The sequence below is a fragment of the Heyndrickxia sp. FSL W8-0496 genome, from assembly GCF_038007825.1.
GTDB lineage: Bacteria > Bacillota > Bacilli > Bacillales > Bacillaceae_C > Heyndrickxia > Heyndrickxia oleronia.
On the sequence record NZ_JBBOXX010000001.1, the window covers coordinates 3,454,356 to 3,469,004 of the forward strand.

At 39.2% G+C, this 14,649-nt stretch carries 17 protein-coding genes; 4 read left to right on the top strand and 13 right to left on the bottom strand.

Annotated elements, in window-relative coordinates:
* Positions 1-21 precede the first annotated feature (21 nt).
* From NST63_RS17365 to NST63_RS17400, 8 genes are all read right to left on the bottom strand, one after another.
* Positions 22-255, bottom strand: a complete 234-nt coding sequence (locus NST63_RS17365) for a hypothetical protein (protein WP_212942349.1) — start codon at positions 253-255, stop codon at positions 22-24.
* 147 nt (positions 256-402) lie between these two features.
* On the bottom strand, positions 403-660 hold the full coding sequence (locus NST63_RS17370) for a stage VI sporulation protein F (RefSeq protein WP_212942351.1): 258 nt from the start codon (positions 658-660) through the stop codon (positions 403-405).
* A 361-nt stretch (positions 661-1,021) separates the two neighbouring features.
* Positions 1,022-1,165: a YjcZ family sporulation protein gene (locus NST63_RS17375; protein WP_212942353.1), complete on the bottom strand. Its 144-nt coding sequence runs from the start codon at positions 1,163-1,165 to the stop codon at positions 1,022-1,024.
* 123 nt (positions 1,166-1,288) lie between these two features.
* Complete coding sequence (gene spoVAE / locus NST63_RS17380) at positions 1,289-1,645, bottom strand: stage V sporulation protein AE (protein ID WP_058006515.1); 357 nt, start codon at positions 1,643-1,645, stop codon at positions 1,289-1,291.
* A gap of 29 nt (positions 1,646-1,674) precedes the next feature.
* A complete protein-coding gene (gene spoVAD / locus NST63_RS17385) occupies positions 1,675-2,691 on the bottom strand; it encodes a stage V sporulation protein AD (RefSeq protein ID WP_212942355.1) in 1,017 nt (338 codons plus the stop codon).
* The gene (spoVAC, locus tag NST63_RS17390) at positions 2,691-3,167 is read right to left on the bottom strand and encodes a stage V sporulation protein AC (protein WP_212942357.1); all 477 of its coding nucleotides are present in this window, start codon (positions 3,165-3,167) and stop codon (positions 2,691-2,693) included. Before spoVAC ends, spoVAD begins: the two co-directional genes overlap by 1 nt.
* An 11-nt stretch (positions 3,168-3,178) precedes the next feature.
* Complete coding sequence (locus tag NST63_RS17395; RefSeq protein ID WP_212942359.1) at positions 3,179-3,655, bottom strand: YhcN/YlaJ family sporulation lipoprotein; 477 nt, start codon at positions 3,653-3,655, stop codon at positions 3,179-3,181.
* 335 nt (positions 3,656-3,990) lie between these two features.
* Entirely contained in the window at positions 3,991-4,347 is a 357-nt protein-coding gene (locus NST63_RS17400; RefSeq protein ID WP_212942361.1) for a DUF1360 domain-containing protein, read from the bottom strand.
* A gap of 245 nt (positions 4,348-4,592) precedes the next feature.
* On the opposite strand from NST63_RS17400, the gene NST63_RS17405 reads away from it, so the two are divergent.
* Positions 4,593-5,096 (top strand): CotY/CotZ family spore coat protein, encoded by a 504-nt coding sequence (locus tag NST63_RS17405; protein WP_212942362.1) that lies wholly within the window; start codon positions 4,593-4,595, stop codon positions 5,094-5,096.
* Between the two features lie 104 nt (positions 5,097-5,200).
* Here the strand turns inward: NST63_RS17405 and NST63_RS17410 are convergent, their stop codons facing one another.
* The 4 genes from NST63_RS17410 to NST63_RS17425 all read right to left on the bottom strand — a co-directional run bounded on the left by NST63_RS17410 (position 5,201) and on the right by NST63_RS17425 (position 7,301).
* Positions 5,201-5,803, bottom strand: coding sequence for a CotO family spore coat protein (locus NST63_RS17410; protein WP_212942364.1), 603 nt, complete (start codon positions 5,801-5,803; stop codon positions 5,201-5,203).
* 178 nt (positions 5,804-5,981) lie between these two features.
* Positions 5,982-6,326 (bottom strand): hypothetical protein, encoded by a 345-nt coding sequence (locus tag NST63_RS17415; RefSeq protein WP_212942365.1) that lies wholly within the window; start codon positions 6,324-6,326, stop codon positions 5,982-5,984.
* A 44-nt stretch (positions 6,327-6,370) separates the two neighbouring features.
* Positions 6,371-6,841 (bottom strand): hypothetical protein, encoded by a 471-nt coding sequence (locus NST63_RS17420; RefSeq protein WP_212942366.1) that lies wholly within the window; start codon positions 6,839-6,841, stop codon positions 6,371-6,373.
* An 85-nt stretch (positions 6,842-6,926) separates the two neighbouring features.
* The gene (locus tag NST63_RS17425) at positions 6,927-7,301 is read right to left on the bottom strand and encodes a hypothetical protein (RefSeq protein ID WP_212942367.1); all 375 of its coding nucleotides are present in this window, start codon (positions 7,299-7,301) and stop codon (positions 6,927-6,929) included.
* Between the two features lie 336 nt (positions 7,302-7,637).
* Between NST63_RS17425 and NST63_RS17430 the strand changes: the two genes are divergently transcribed.
* The 3 genes from NST63_RS17430 (at position 7,638) to NST63_RS17440 (ending at position 12,844) form a co-directional block, all read left to right on the top strand.
* Positions 7,638-8,624, top strand: coding sequence for a glycosyltransferase family 4 protein (locus NST63_RS17430; RefSeq protein WP_212942368.1), 987 nt, complete (start codon positions 7,638-7,640; stop codon positions 8,622-8,624).
* Between the two features lie 20 nt (positions 8,625-8,644).
* A complete protein-coding gene (locus tag NST63_RS17435) occupies positions 8,645-9,337 on the top strand; it encodes an N-acetyltransferase (RefSeq protein WP_212942369.1) in 693 nt (230 codons plus the stop codon).
* A gap of 264 nt (positions 9,338-9,601) precedes the next feature.
* Positions 9,602-12,844, top strand: a complete 3,243-nt coding sequence (locus NST63_RS17440) for an NTTRR-F1 domain (protein ID WP_341043107.1) — start codon at positions 9,602-9,604, stop codon at positions 12,842-12,844.
* 253 nt (positions 12,845-13,097) lie between these two features.
* Here the strand turns inward: NST63_RS17440 and NST63_RS17445 are convergent, their stop codons facing one another.
* On the bottom strand, positions 13,098-14,483 hold the full coding sequence (locus tag NST63_RS17445) for a glycosyltransferase (RefSeq protein ID WP_212942372.1): 1,386 nt from the start codon (positions 14,481-14,483) through the stop codon (positions 13,098-13,100).
* Positions 14,484-14,649: the final 166 nt, after the last annotated feature.

Below are 14,649 nucleotides of genomic sequence, written 5' to 3' on the forward strand. Positions count from 1 at the left end.
CTATATTTAATCATCCTTCATCTATATATATTCGTTAATAAATCTTCCTTTTCCTGTTAGTTCTGGATACGTTTTTTTCTTAATGTTTGGTATTTCATACACATAATTTTTTTTATTCAATATTATTTCATCATTATAGTAAGGTGGATTCATAATCTTAGAGGTTTTCATTAGCTTGTATGGCTCATTTTGTTTAATCATTCGCAGATGGTATTGATGATATTGCGGATTTTCAACATTTAAACGATAACCCATATCGTCCCCCTCCTTTTTTCCACTTTTTCCTTTAATCATACCCATTTAAAATGATTTCAAACATATGTATTGGGGCTATCCCACACTACATATCTAAACCAATCCGTTCTAGATATAGTTTTTTGTGAAGACACCCCTTTAAATAAACTACTTCTTATTGTTTAACATTTTGGAAATCGTGTTCATATCCAACTTCTTTCCATCATTTACAATAGATTGAACCATCTTGTCTTCAAGTTCCTTAGAAACTGGCTTATTGGCAATTTGGGAAACTCGTTTAATGATTCCACGTACCGTATTTTCATCCTTAAAGTTCGCATTTTGCAGAGAATTAGCCAATTCAAAAATATCATTCATATTTACGCCTGTTTTTTTCTCAATGCTTTTAAAGAAATTATTTTCCATGTTTTCTCTCGCCCTCCCTTTCCAACTACATTATGTTATGAAGGGAGAACATAAAAGGTGAAAGCATTTGCGGACAAGAAAGTAAGATGATACCAATATCATAGGTTATATGTATAAAAATAACTGTTTTCGAATAGTTTGTTGTTTTTGTAAAGGAGCAAGCAGGCGTTAACACAAAAAATTTTTTCGTGATTCTTTATGGAGTTTCAGCAATTTTCTCAGTGAAAGGTCTATCAGTCTTCAGCCGATCGTAATAAGTTAAAACTTTACTTTCATAACTACAATGTTTTGGGAAAAGAGCTCAAAAAAAATGGATGAAGTAAAACTTTTCGTTTCACTTCATCCTCATTCAAGCATTACATTAACAAAAGCTTGCTCCTACAATAATTAAAAGGATAAATAAAACAACAATTAACACAAACGTACTGCCGCCTCTAAATCCTCCATATCCATAACCACCGTATCCACAGCTACTTACACAACCATATCCGCCGTATCCAAACATTGACTGTTCACCTCACTTTCTATTCTCATCAATAGAATATGTTAGGCAAAGGTAATGTGTATGGGCGCCGGAAAAAAACTACCCTGTAAATTTGTGGCAAGATAAATAATGAACGTTAGAGTATTACCCTTTAGGCTTAAAAATTAATGCACCAATAAATCCAAAGATTATAGCAGCTGAAATACCTGATGAAGTGACCTCGAACATTCCTGTTAAGACACCAACAATTCCATGTTTATCTGCTTCATTCATTGCCCCTTCAACGAGAGAGTTACCGAAACTAGTAATTGGTATCGTTGCGCCTGCACCAGCAAAGTCAATTAGTGGTTCATATAATCCTAATCCTGATAAAATAGCTCCTATAACGACTAAAAGACTTAATGTATGGCCAGGTGTTAATTTTGCTACATCAAAAAGCAATTGGCCAATTAAGCAAATGATTCCTCCTATAATAAATGCCCAAAAAAACATTGCTAACATTTTTATTCCACCCTTCAGTTACAATCAATTTACATGTATTCAATTGATACCGCGTGTGCGATACATGGAATCGTCTCATTTTGTTGAAACGATAATGGAGATAATAATGCACCTGTAGCAACAACTAGTATCCTTTTATATACGCCTTTTCTCATTTGATTTAATAAGTGCCCATATAAAACGGTAGCCGAACAGCCTGGTCCACTTGCTCCAGCTAATACAGGTTGATTTTTATTATAAATGAGCAACCCACAATCATTAAAAAAACTTTCATCAATAGGAAGGCCTTTTTGCTGAAATAAATCTAAAGCAATATTGCGCCCAATCGTTGCTAAATCACCTGTAATGATTAAATCATAAAATTGAGGCTCAATATTAAGGTCTTGTAAATGTCTTTCGATTGTATCTACAGCTGCTGGAGCCATCGCTCCCCCCATATTAAAAGGATCAGAAATTCCCATATCAATTACTTTTCCAATCGTTGCTGAAGTTATCCTAGGATGAGGCTTCTGAAGATTTTCACCCGAAGCAACTAAAGCAAATCCAGCTCCAGTAACAGTCCATTGAGCAGTAGGAGGCTTTTGACCACCATACTCTGTTGGATAACGGAATTGTTTTTCAGCAGAAGCATTATGACTAGATGCACCTGTGATGATCTTATCTGCACCCTTATAATTAATGAGAAACGCAGATAATGCTAAACCCTCCATAGAGGTTGCACACGCACTAAATAAACCAAGATTAGGAATTTGATTTGTTCGTGCTGCAAAGCTTGAAGGTGTAATTTGATTGATTAAATCACCAGCTAAGAAAAATCGGATTTCTTCTTCCTTTATCCCTATTTTTTTTAAGAGTACTTCAACCGCATCTTCTATGAGAACTTTTTGAGCTTTTTCATATGAATCCTGTCCCATCCAAAGATCATCATGAAATTTATCAAAATCCTCTGCAATATTTCCATTCTTTTCAAACGGCCCTCCAACCACTCCGGTTGAAAGGATAGCAGGATGCTGTTCAAACACCCATGTTTGTGATCCTTTTAACATTAGAATCCCCCCCATTGTATGAGGATGGTTTTAATTAATGCAATTACGAAAGCAGAAAACACACCAAATACGATAACAGAACCTGCTAATTTAAAGATATTTCCACCTACACCTAAAACATAGCCCTCCGTTTGATGCTCGATTGCCGATGAAATAACTGCATTTCCAAAACCAATGACTGGGACGGCACTTCCTGCTCCTGCAAATTGCCCTAATCGGTCATAAACACCAAATCCAGTTAACAGCATTGCAAAAAATACCATGGTTGCAACAGTTGGATTACCTGCCGTCTGTTCTGTAAAATTAAAAAAGTAAATATAAAAATATGTAACTGCCTGTCCAATCACACAGATTAACCCTCCAATCAAAAAGGCACGAATACAGTTCTGTAATAATGGACGCTTTATTTCGTGTTTCTTTTCAATTTTGTCATATTTAATTTGTTCTGGAGTTTTTGTTTTATTTTTATTTGCCATTTTACACACCCCTATGTTAATTCTTCTGTTAGCCTGATAATTTCTTTAAACCTTTTATTCGCTTCTTCATGAGAAATGGTTTGATCTTTTACTGCTTCTTTAAGTCTTACAGATTCAAGGAATATTTTATAATCACTCGAAACAATAAATTTTTTTCCAGGAAATTTAGCTTCCAATTGCTCCTTTAAATCTTTCTCGACTTTTTTCATTTTGAAGCGATAGAAGTGTCGCACTTTATATGCAACCAAGATCTGTTTCTTTCCTTCGATTACAGCCACATCATATATCGTTTGATTGTTTAATACAGTCTGTTTTACTTCTTCAGAGAGTGATTCCTTATTTGTTTTTGTGTCAATATCAATTGGTGCTGGTTGAGTTGTTTTCATAAGGGCAAGCTTACTCTCTTTGCTATCCTTCTGCTGATCACAGCCTATTAAATTGAATGCAAAAAAAATTGTAATGGTCAGTACTAATCCCTGTTTTCTCATTCATTATTCCCCTCAAGTAAAATTCAAAAAGTTATTCATTATTTTTAACTAAAATGGTCAAATTATGTTCATTCATTAAGAGGAAAATATAGGTAGCGTCATATGTTCTTTTAATGCAAAAAAATAACAGGCCGGTTAGCCTGTTATTTTCCCTTTTTTTTCCCACAGCCACATCCGCTTTTTTTTATCCAGGTTCCATTCGAGACATTCGTATTTTTTAATCCAGATGGTAAAACAGGAAGTTTTGAACTTATTTTTTTCAATTTTATTCATCCTTTCTAAAAATGAATCACTGTATATGTTTATCTTATGTTATTGACTATGACCTGTTAACGTCACTTGTCTATAATCATTGAAATAATTGATTCAATGATTCCAGCTAACCCAGCTACAGCTAAAATGATAATTAATGGTTCTGCAGTATGTGGAAAAAACCACCATAAACCATATAAAATCAAGGTGCACCATATCCCACTACACCAATAGCAACTTAATAATTCACCTATCCATGACCTCAAGCCAGTTCCTTTGATTTTTATGTATGTATCAATATTTCCTTCATCATCAGATATCTCAATTTCCTCATGAAATGGTTTACGGATAAAAGATGTTATTTTATCAAAAACAATCAGCCGCGTTAAACGAAAACTAGCTAAACCAAACACAAAAAATAAAAGCCAAGAATGAACCATATACATCTTCCCCTTTAAGCAAACATTCATATGATATAAATGTTCGAAAAGAATAGGTAACCTCCTACTTCAACTAGGCAATAGTCTAGTAAAAGAAAGAGGTTATAAAAAAGGATTGGTATATAGGTGAATAACCCTATGCCTATTTTTCAAAAAAAGCGAGGACATTCGTAACAAAATCAGGTCAATTTCAATATTCTATTAATGTGATGTACATTACAAAAACCAAAGGAGTTGAATTATAAATGGGTTGCAAAAATCACGATGAACATACAAATTGTGTATGCGATGTTGTAAACTTCATAAATGACTTGCAAGATGCTGTAGAAGAAGATGAAAATAATTGCCCAACAAATTGTTTAAATCCTGTACTAGGTGCTAATTCCCATAAAAAACATCATCATCGAAAAAATACAAGACCTTTTATTCTTTACACAGAAGATGGTCCATTTGAAGCCTTCTTCAAGCCTACAGATGGAGGATGTCATGATTGCCCATGCGAGAAGGACGGTAAAAAACTTCATGACAAAATTGATTTCTTCTGTAAATCGATTTTCTTTAGAGTAGAAAATGTCGAAGGTTGCTGCGCCGTATTACGTGTATTAGAACCTGAATGTACAACTAGCCCTTGCCCTCAAATTGATCGCCCTGAAGAAAATTTACACCTTTCAGATTCTTGTATTACTGTAGACTTAAGAAACTTCATCGCAATTCAATGCTTAGATGACATTCACTTACCAAACTGCTAACAGGAAAGATCATAAAAAATGGTTGGTTCAAATTTATCGTCCCCTCAAACGAAAAATGACCATTACCTGGAAAGTCGATAAGAAAGTTCTTATCGACTTTTCCTTTAATTTGTAGCAATTTTAATATCTACTATATCGTTCATATTGATTTCAATAGGTCTTTCTCCCATTTGTAATTGGTCTAACTGTACAATCCCATTATTAAAGCTTAGTACAACCCCTGTATATTTCACAGATTCTGTTCTAATTTCAACGGTTAAATTAGGCAAATAACGTGGTTTATTAATTAAAAAATATAATTTTTCACCTATCTCCATTGTTCTAAAAGATTTTCTCCGAAATCCAGATTCAACTAAAAGATGATTAGAGTTTTCTCTTTGTAAAGAATCTTCCTCTTGCTCCTGGTTCAATTCAGTTATGGTTTCTTCAGGAATTGTTTCAGTAAGGATCTCTGACATGATGAAAGAGGAACTTTCACTATTAATTTGATTTTCTGAAGGAGTTTCGATTTCAACTTCTTTTTGTAATTGTAAAGCTTCTACAATAGGTTCATTTTCAACACTATCGTCTATTTCTTCCACATGTTTTTCATTGGATACCTTACTTATATATGTCTTTTGCATATCAACAGGAATAGACTGCGAATTTGGCTGGATAATATATAGGAGAGGTTTTCTTTCTTCAAAATGTTTTTTACGAATACTCAACATGGCTCCTCCGTTCTATAGTAAGTATTACGTATTATGTGTATGCATTAGAATTGGGGAAGGTGCCTAGATAGGTTACTATAATGTATATGAAGGACTATATTTTATCATTACATATTTTGTAATTAAGGCTGTCTTATTAGAACTAACACATTCTTTTATAAGACAGCCCCATGAATTAATATTGATTTATATTTCTCACTGCATCCAAAAATGCATCGCGATATTTCTGCTGTTCAATGATTACAGCTTGTAGAGTTGATAATAAGGATTGATTTAATACTCTAGATTCTTCCTTATCGTCCAAAGAATTTAAGAGGAACGTATACACAAGCATTAAGGTTGAGTAGTTATCAACGTATGTTAGATTTAACGCATGACCGCCCCTTCCCCCTTGTGCATGTGAATGAACAGTTGGTGTAGCCCCATCCAATCCTTCTGCCAAATTAGCTGCAACATCACCTGGCAAACCTAAATCGATTAATTTTTCCTTCATTAATTCTACACTATTTATTTCACTCATTCGTACCACTCCTCCTTTCTTATGAACGTCTAAGGAAAAAGTATTTAAATTACATCAATTCCATCATTATCAATCGCTTTATTTTCATTTTCACTAAAGTTCTCATTTTTACTAAAGTTGTCATTTAAATTTCCGTTTAAGTTATCATTCAAATTGTCATTTAATAACCCGTTTAAGTTTCCATTTAAGCTTCCATCTAAGAAGCTAATTGGTGTATTAGCTGTATTCGTTGTAATGGCACCACCTAAACCACCATTTGCACCAGCAGCAATAGCTGAACTATTAGCTAAAATGCTAAAATTTGTACCTGCTGTTGCAATTGCAGGTCCTCCATTACCTCCAGTTGAGCGTAAATCTCCAAAACTAACCCCTTGTAATTTAACTACATCATTGCCATTTCCATTACCGTTTCCTTTACCATCATTTTCACGATTATTTTTATCATGTTTACGATCACTAGAATGACCAGCTGAATCACAATTATAAATTCTATAAGGCTTTGTTTTTACCGACATTCCATTCACCTCCTGTCCTTGATACCATAGTCTATGTTCTATTAAATTCATTGTATCCGCATTTAACGCAGGACAATTGTTGGTTTTATTCATCATTCATGAGGTTCGATAAATCAAACTCAACAATTTTTTTCTTATTTAATAGAAGTTGAATTTTACCTTCATCATTTGCTGCTTCTAATGAAGGAAGTTTCTCCTTCCATTTAACTGGATCTATATTCGCTAATTGATTGGGAAATTGATGCATCATGTTAAATAAATTTGTTTTAGGTAATCCATTCATATTTATATCACTTAACGCAGTTGCTAAGGTTTTATTCATAGTTTCCATTGTTCTTTCTATATTACTTGTAATTGAATTCAATAATTGTTTGACTTGCTCGTCATCAAGTTCGGTTAATTGCTCTCCATTGACATTAACTTGAACATCGCCATCCGTCCCTTTTCTTTCTTCCGCCATTAACCATCACCTCCTTATCTTCTACTTATAGGATATTACACATTTGCACATTCTGTTTCCGCCAATAGAGGAGTGCATTCGCATATTTTTAGTAGTTTATAAGTGAATTTGCCTATTAAACTTTTAATTTGGGTTCAAAAACTAATACAGACCTAGAAAGATTCCACGTTAAGTTCGTTCTATTAAAAATAGTTATTTGTTCTAAAAATGGTTATTCTTCAACACTTACGTACTATATAAATTAACCAAATATACTAAGAGATTTCTAAAAAGTATGCGGTTTCCTTATTTCACCTTTCATCTAATTGAATATAGTGTAGGGGAAGGAGAGATATTATGCGAATAATTCATGGACCTACTGAAATAGCGGGTCAAATAGGAATACTATGTAAGGAGCTACGAAATAATGGTCATCAGGCTGGAGGGTATAATTGGTTCCACACCTATTTAAATTATAATAGCAATATTATTAATACAGATTTATTTGAAATCGGAAGAGAAATTCCGACACTTATTCATCATGCAGATTTATTTCATTTCCATAATGGTGAAACGTTCTTCCAAGGATTTTCAGACCTACCTCATATGAAGGAAGCAGGTAAAAAAATGGTCATGCATCATTGGGGGAATGATGTAAGAACGACAAAATTAACAAGGGAACTTAATCCATATCCACTCCCACCAAGCTATTTTTCCGATGAAGAAATTCACGAGCGCTTAAGTGAAATTAGTAAATACATTGATACCGCTATTGTTCAAGATTATGAAGTGTATCCATATGTAAAAGATTATTATAAACATGTACATGTCTTGCCTCTAGCCATTGACATAAAAAAGTTCACACCTTCATATCCTCGAAAAGATCAAAGTGAACCATTAATTATACACGCTCCAACGAATCGTGAATTTAAAGGCACTGATTACATTGATAATGCCATTGAAAAATTAAGAGGCACAAAACAGTTTAACTATACCCTCATTGAAAAAATGAATCATAAAGAAGCGCTTGATATGTATATGAACTCAGATATCATTATTGACCAACTTTTAATAGGAACATATGGAATGCTTAGTGTTGAAGCAATGGCGATGGGTAAAGTCGTCGTAGGATATATTCGAGAAGATGTCAGAAATCAGCTTCCATATAAGCTTCCAATTGTAACGGCAACTCCAGAAAATATTCATGATGTATTAGCCGATCTAATTGATAACCCTGAAAAACGTTTTGAGATTGGTCAACAAGGAAGAAAATACGTTAGAGACTATCATGCCTCTGATAAGGTAGTACAGCAATTGATCTCTATTTATAACAAATTAGATTAATGGAATGAGGGATGGATATCGTGATTCACGAGTCAGCTATGATCGGCAAAAATGTAACTATTGGCAAAAATACCATAATAGAAGAACATGTTTCCATTGGCGATAATGTCAGCATCGGAAATAATGTGACGATAAAAGCAAATACACAAATTGGGGATAACGTTCAAATTAATGATCTAACGGTACTAGGTAAAGGAACATCTACTAATAAAAAAATGGCAAGAAAGCCATCAACAAAATTAGTCCCACTTATTATTGAAAATGATGTGATTATTGGATGCAGTTGTGTTATTTATCGATCTGTTTTATTAAAGCGTGGGGTATTTGTAGGGGATCTATCTAGTATACGTGAAAATGTAGCAATTGCAGAGGATAGTATTATTGGTCGAAACGTAATGGTTGAAAACAATACAACTATCGGAAAACGTGTAACGATCCAAACTGGATGCTATATCACTGCGGATATGGAAATTGAAGATGAAGTATTTTTTGGTCCTTGCTGCTCTACATCTAATGATAAATATATGGGAATGGGCAACTTTGTACTTCAAGGTCCAATAGTAAAAAAGGGAGCAAAAATTGGTAATAATGCTACTTTACTTCCTGCAATCGTCATTGGGGAAAATTCAATTGTAGGGGCAGGCGCCGTGGTAACAAAAGATATCCCTTCAAATAAAACTGTCGTTGGTAATCCAAGCAGGATTATTAAATAGAAAATTTTGTCTAAATAATTGCTTATAACGGATAGTTTATTTTATCAGCCATGATTCCCGTTCAAGGAGATCATGGCATTATTATTAATTAGCGAAAAATTAATTAAATATAAGTAGAATAGAGTCCCATTTTTCGACACATTTTAACTACTTCTAATTAAACTGTCGTTACAAACCACATGTTAAAACATAGTATGAAACATGCTTCATTACTTTCTATAAGCTATGAGGCAAATATTTTAAAAGGGAGGATTCGAACAATTAATGGCTTCTATTAGAGAACTAATCATAAACGGAGACTTTGAATCTGGTAATTTATCACCATGGATCGTACTAAATGCCTTTCCTACTATAAATTTCTCACATTCTGGTTACTACTCAGCTTTCCTACCTGGTGGAGAAACCAATTCCTATATTGCACAATTTGTTCCAGCTAATGTTGGACAAAGTTTTGAACTATTTGCTTCCTTTGCAAAATTAGGTAATGACCCTTCACCCCCTGTAACTCTTCAGGTAACTTATTTTGACAGTCTCTTCCAATTCCTTGGATATAGTGAACTGACCAATATTGTAGCAGAAAGAGTTCCAAATGTTGAAGACAATGTAGGATGGCTAGAAGTTTATCAAACTACTTCCCCTGCACCACCTGGAACAACTCAAGCACTTGTCCTAGTAAACAAACTACCAAAGGCCGGGAGCTCCGGCATTCTCGTAGACGATGTATCATTAGTTGCCGTTGAAAATGCTGATATTATAGGTCCAACTGGTCCGACCGGGCCAAGAGGTGTTACCGGTGTGACAGGTGTGACAGGTGCCACCGGCGCTACGGGCGCTACGGGCGTTACTGGCGCCACCGGAGCCACTGGGGCCACTGGAGTCACTGGGGTGACCGGAGCCACGGGCGCTACCGGCGCTACTGGGGTGACTGGGGCTACGGGCGCTACCGGAGTTACCGGCGCTACGGGGGCCACTGGCGTTACTGGGGCTACTGGGGCTACTGGGGCTACTGGAGCCACTGGCGTTACTGGCGCCACCGGAGCCACTGGGGCCACTGGAGTCACTGGAGCCACGGGCGTTACTGGCGCTATGGGTGTTACTGGGGCCACTGGGGTGACCGGAGCCACGGGCGTTACTGGCGCTACCGGCGCTACGGGAGTCACTGGCGCTACTGGGGTGACTGGGGCTACGGGTGTTACTGGGGCCACTGGGGTGACCGGAGCCACTGGCGTTACTGGCGTTACTGGCGCTACCGGCGCTACGGGAGTCACTGGCGCTACTGGGGTGACTGGGGCTACGGGCGCTACCGGCGCTACTGGGGTGACTGGGGCTACGGGCGCTACCGGCGCTACTGGAGCCACTGGAGCCACTGGCGTTACTGGCGCTACCGGCGCTACTGGAGCCACTGGCGCTACTGGGGTGACTGGGGCTACGGGCGCTACCGGCGCTACTGGGGTGACTGGGGCTACGGGCGCTACCGGCGCTACTGGAGCCACTGGAGCCACGGGCGTTACTGGCGCTACCGGCGCTACTGGAGCCACTGGCGCTACCGGCGCTACGGGTGTTACTGGGGCTACCGGCGTTACTGGAGCCACTGGCGCTACCGGCGCTACTGGGGTGACCGGCGCTACGGGTGTTACCGGAGTTACCGGCGCTACGGGGGCCACTGGCGTTACTGGGGCTACTGGGGCTACTGGGGCTACTGGGGCTACTGGAGCCACTGGCGTTACTGGAGCCACCGGAGCCACTGGGGCCACTGGAGTCACTGGAGCCACGGGCGTTACTGGCGCTACGGGTGTTACTGGGGCCACTGGGGTGACCGGAGCCACGGGCGTTACTGGCGCTACCGGCGCTACGGGTGTTACTGGCGCTACCGGCGTTACTGGAGCCACTGGCGCTACTGGAGCCACTGGTGTTACTGGCGCTACCGGCGCTACGGGAGCCACTGGAGCCACGGGCGTTACTGGCGCTACCGGCGCTACGGGTGTTACCGGCGCTACTGGGGTGACTGGGGCTACTGGTATTACTGGGGCTACGGGCGCTACTGGGGCTACCGGCGCTACGGGAGCCACTGGAGCCACGGGCGTTACTGGCGCTACCGGCGCTACGGGAGCCACGGGCGTTACTGGCGCTACCGGCGCTACGGGTGTTACCGGCGCTACTGGGGTGACTGGGGCTACTGGTATTACTGGGGCTACGGGCGCTACTGGGGCTACCGGCGCTACCGGCGCTACGGGAGCCACTGGAGCCACGGGCGTTACTGGCGCTACCGGCGCTACGGGAGCCACGGGCGTTACTGGCGCTACCGGCGCTACGGGAGCCACGGGCGTTACTGGCGCTACCGGCGCTACGGGAGCCACGGGCGCTACCGGCGCTACAGGTGTTACCGGCGCTACTGGGGTGACTGGGGCTACTGGGGTGACTGGGGCTACGGGCGCTACCGGCGCTACCGGTGCTACCGGCGCTACGGGTGTGACTGGGGCTACTGGGGTGACTGGGGCTACCGGCGCTACGGGAGCCACGGGCGCTACCGGCGCTACAGGAGTCACGGGCGCTACCGGCGCTACGGGTGTTACTGGGGCTACCGGCGTTACTGGAGCCACGGGCGCTACGGGAGCCACTGGCGTTACTGGCGCTACCGGCGCTACCGGCGCTACGGGTGTTACCGGCGCTACGGGTGTTACTGGGGCTACCGGGGTTACTGGAGCCACTGGCGTTACTGGCGCTACCGGCGCTACGGGAGTCACGGGCGCTACGGGAGCCACGGGCGCTACGGGAGTCACGGGCGCTACGGGTGTGACTGGGGCTACGGGCGTTACTGGAGCCACTGGCGCTACTGGGGCTACTGGCGCTACGGGTGTTACCGGCGCTACGGGAGTCACTGGAGCCACTGGGGTGACCGGAGCCACGGGCGTTACTGGCGCTACCGGCGCTACTGGCGCTACGGGTGTTACTGGCGCTACGGGGGCCACTGGCGCTACGGGAGTCACGGGCGCTACGGGTGTTACTGGGGCTACGGGCGCTACGGGAGCCACGGGCGCTACGGGAGTCACGGGCGCTACGGGTGTTACCGGCGCTACGGGGGCCACTGGTCCAACAGGACCAAGTGGAGCAGGATTAGAGGCAGCAATTAGTGCACGAAATGTCGGTGGATTAACAGTTGGGGTTGGAGGAGATATTCCATTTAATACTCCTGAAAATTCCTTCGGAACCGCAATAACCCAACCAACAACAACAACATTTAGTATTACCGAGACTGGCTTCTATTCAGTAAGATTTATCATATATACAACAACTTTAAGTCTTTTAGGAGGAGCACAAATTGAACTTGACGGAGCACCAGTTTCGGGGACCTTTACTCTAGTAAGTGTTGGTGCACCATTAGTTGGAGAAGCAATAGTTAACGTGACCACTGTACCAGCCACAATAACTATTACAGTAACTGGCCTAGCATTATCCTTATCAACAGGCGGTACAAGTGCTCATATACAAATTGAAAAACTAGATTAATTTAATTAAGACTTGTAGAATTTTTCTACAAGTCTTTTTTAGTTCCTTTATAACATAATTGTTATTTCATTATGATAGTATCAGCTTTATTATTTTCAACACGTTCTTCTAACTGTAGGACTGTGGTAAAGGTAGGATATCTTATTTAATAATTCACAATATATGAGAAAAAATTACATTCTATATAAAAAGTGTTTTTTAATCAACATAAAAGAGACATTACCTTTTATAGTTTAAAGTAATGTCTCTAAAATCACTTATTTAAAATAGACTCATATAATGTAAAAAACTTTTGACTGTTTTTGTTCATATCATGATGACTCTCTGCAAAAACTCTCCCCTTCCTTCCTATTTCAGCGAGCATATCTATATTTTTTAACACCTTTTCCAATTCATCCTTTATCGTCTCAGGGTTAGCTATTATTATTGGAAGATCAGAAGGGTATTTTTCCTTCATATAATCGCTTATCCAACAAATGACTGGTTTTCCCATGGCCATTGTTTCAACGGCAAAAAGTCCATAACTGCCAACATGTAACTGATCTATTATAAGATCTGCCTCTTGATATATCTTTATTGCTTCCCTATGACTTTTTCCTTGTACCATAATAAACTCAAAACGATATTGATCTTTTAACTTTTCAATAGCTTCTAGAATATATTTTGTTCCTTTTATATATGGTGACGTTGGAGCGTGAGCAATGATTATTTTGTTATTTCTGCCCTCATTCTCAATAGGTTTGTAATTTTCTAAATTCACCATTGCTGGAATAACTGTAATATGTTCATAATAATCTTTTACATAATGAAATAATTCCATATCAAAAACTATGCAATCATTCACATGTTTAGAAAGTGTTTGAAGTCTCCACTTAATTTGATCCTCATTCCTATTTTTCACTAGTGCATATGGATTTAATTTCTTAGCTTCAGAATAAAGACGGACATCACTTCCCCAATGCTGCATAATCAACTTTTTATCAAATTTCTTATACATTGGTAAATCTGAATAATCAAAGGTCAATGTTGTTCCCCAATGAAAATGAAAAAGATCATAAAACGGAAGTAGTTCCTGTGTCAGTTTTCTTAATTTCGTATTTAAAATGGGGGTGCTGTGTTGACCAATTAACGACCATTCGTAATCCGAATCATAATTTAAATAGTATGGATAGTAGTTTAATGTATGCGAGACAATTCCTTGTTTTATTAAACCTTTTGATAAGGTAGCCATTTGATTTGCCACTTCCATACTCCCTTGCATTACAGAAAAGCTATTATTTTTTGTAGCTTTTGTTAAATTTTCTATCTCAAAAGGGAGTATAGGATCTGTTACAAGACCTAGTGACAAGCTTTTGTACTTTTTTTCAAAGTAATTTGCAGCATCTATCCGGTTAAGTAAATAATTCACCTTCCACATCAAATACACTAATTTTCGGTTGTCATGATGCTTTTCTAACCCTCTCCATAACCATAACCAAGAATTAGTGAAATTCCCCTTTTTTAAATAAAAACAAGAATTTAAGAAGTAATACTCTGGACTGTTAAGCAGTTTGGTATCACTGTGCATCAATAATTCTTTTGTTAATTCGAGATTATTTTCTTTTATAGACGTATATACTAAATTCTCAAAATTACTCATTTCAACCCTCCCTATTCCCCTATTTATTACTTTATGAAAGCAATACTATGTGGTAACTGATGAATGTCCATTTATAAAATACAATCCTCTTATAATGAAAGTGTCGTTACAGCATTATCATTCCTTTCATATGCTATAAAGAACTTTTTATGGGAAGGAGGTAACC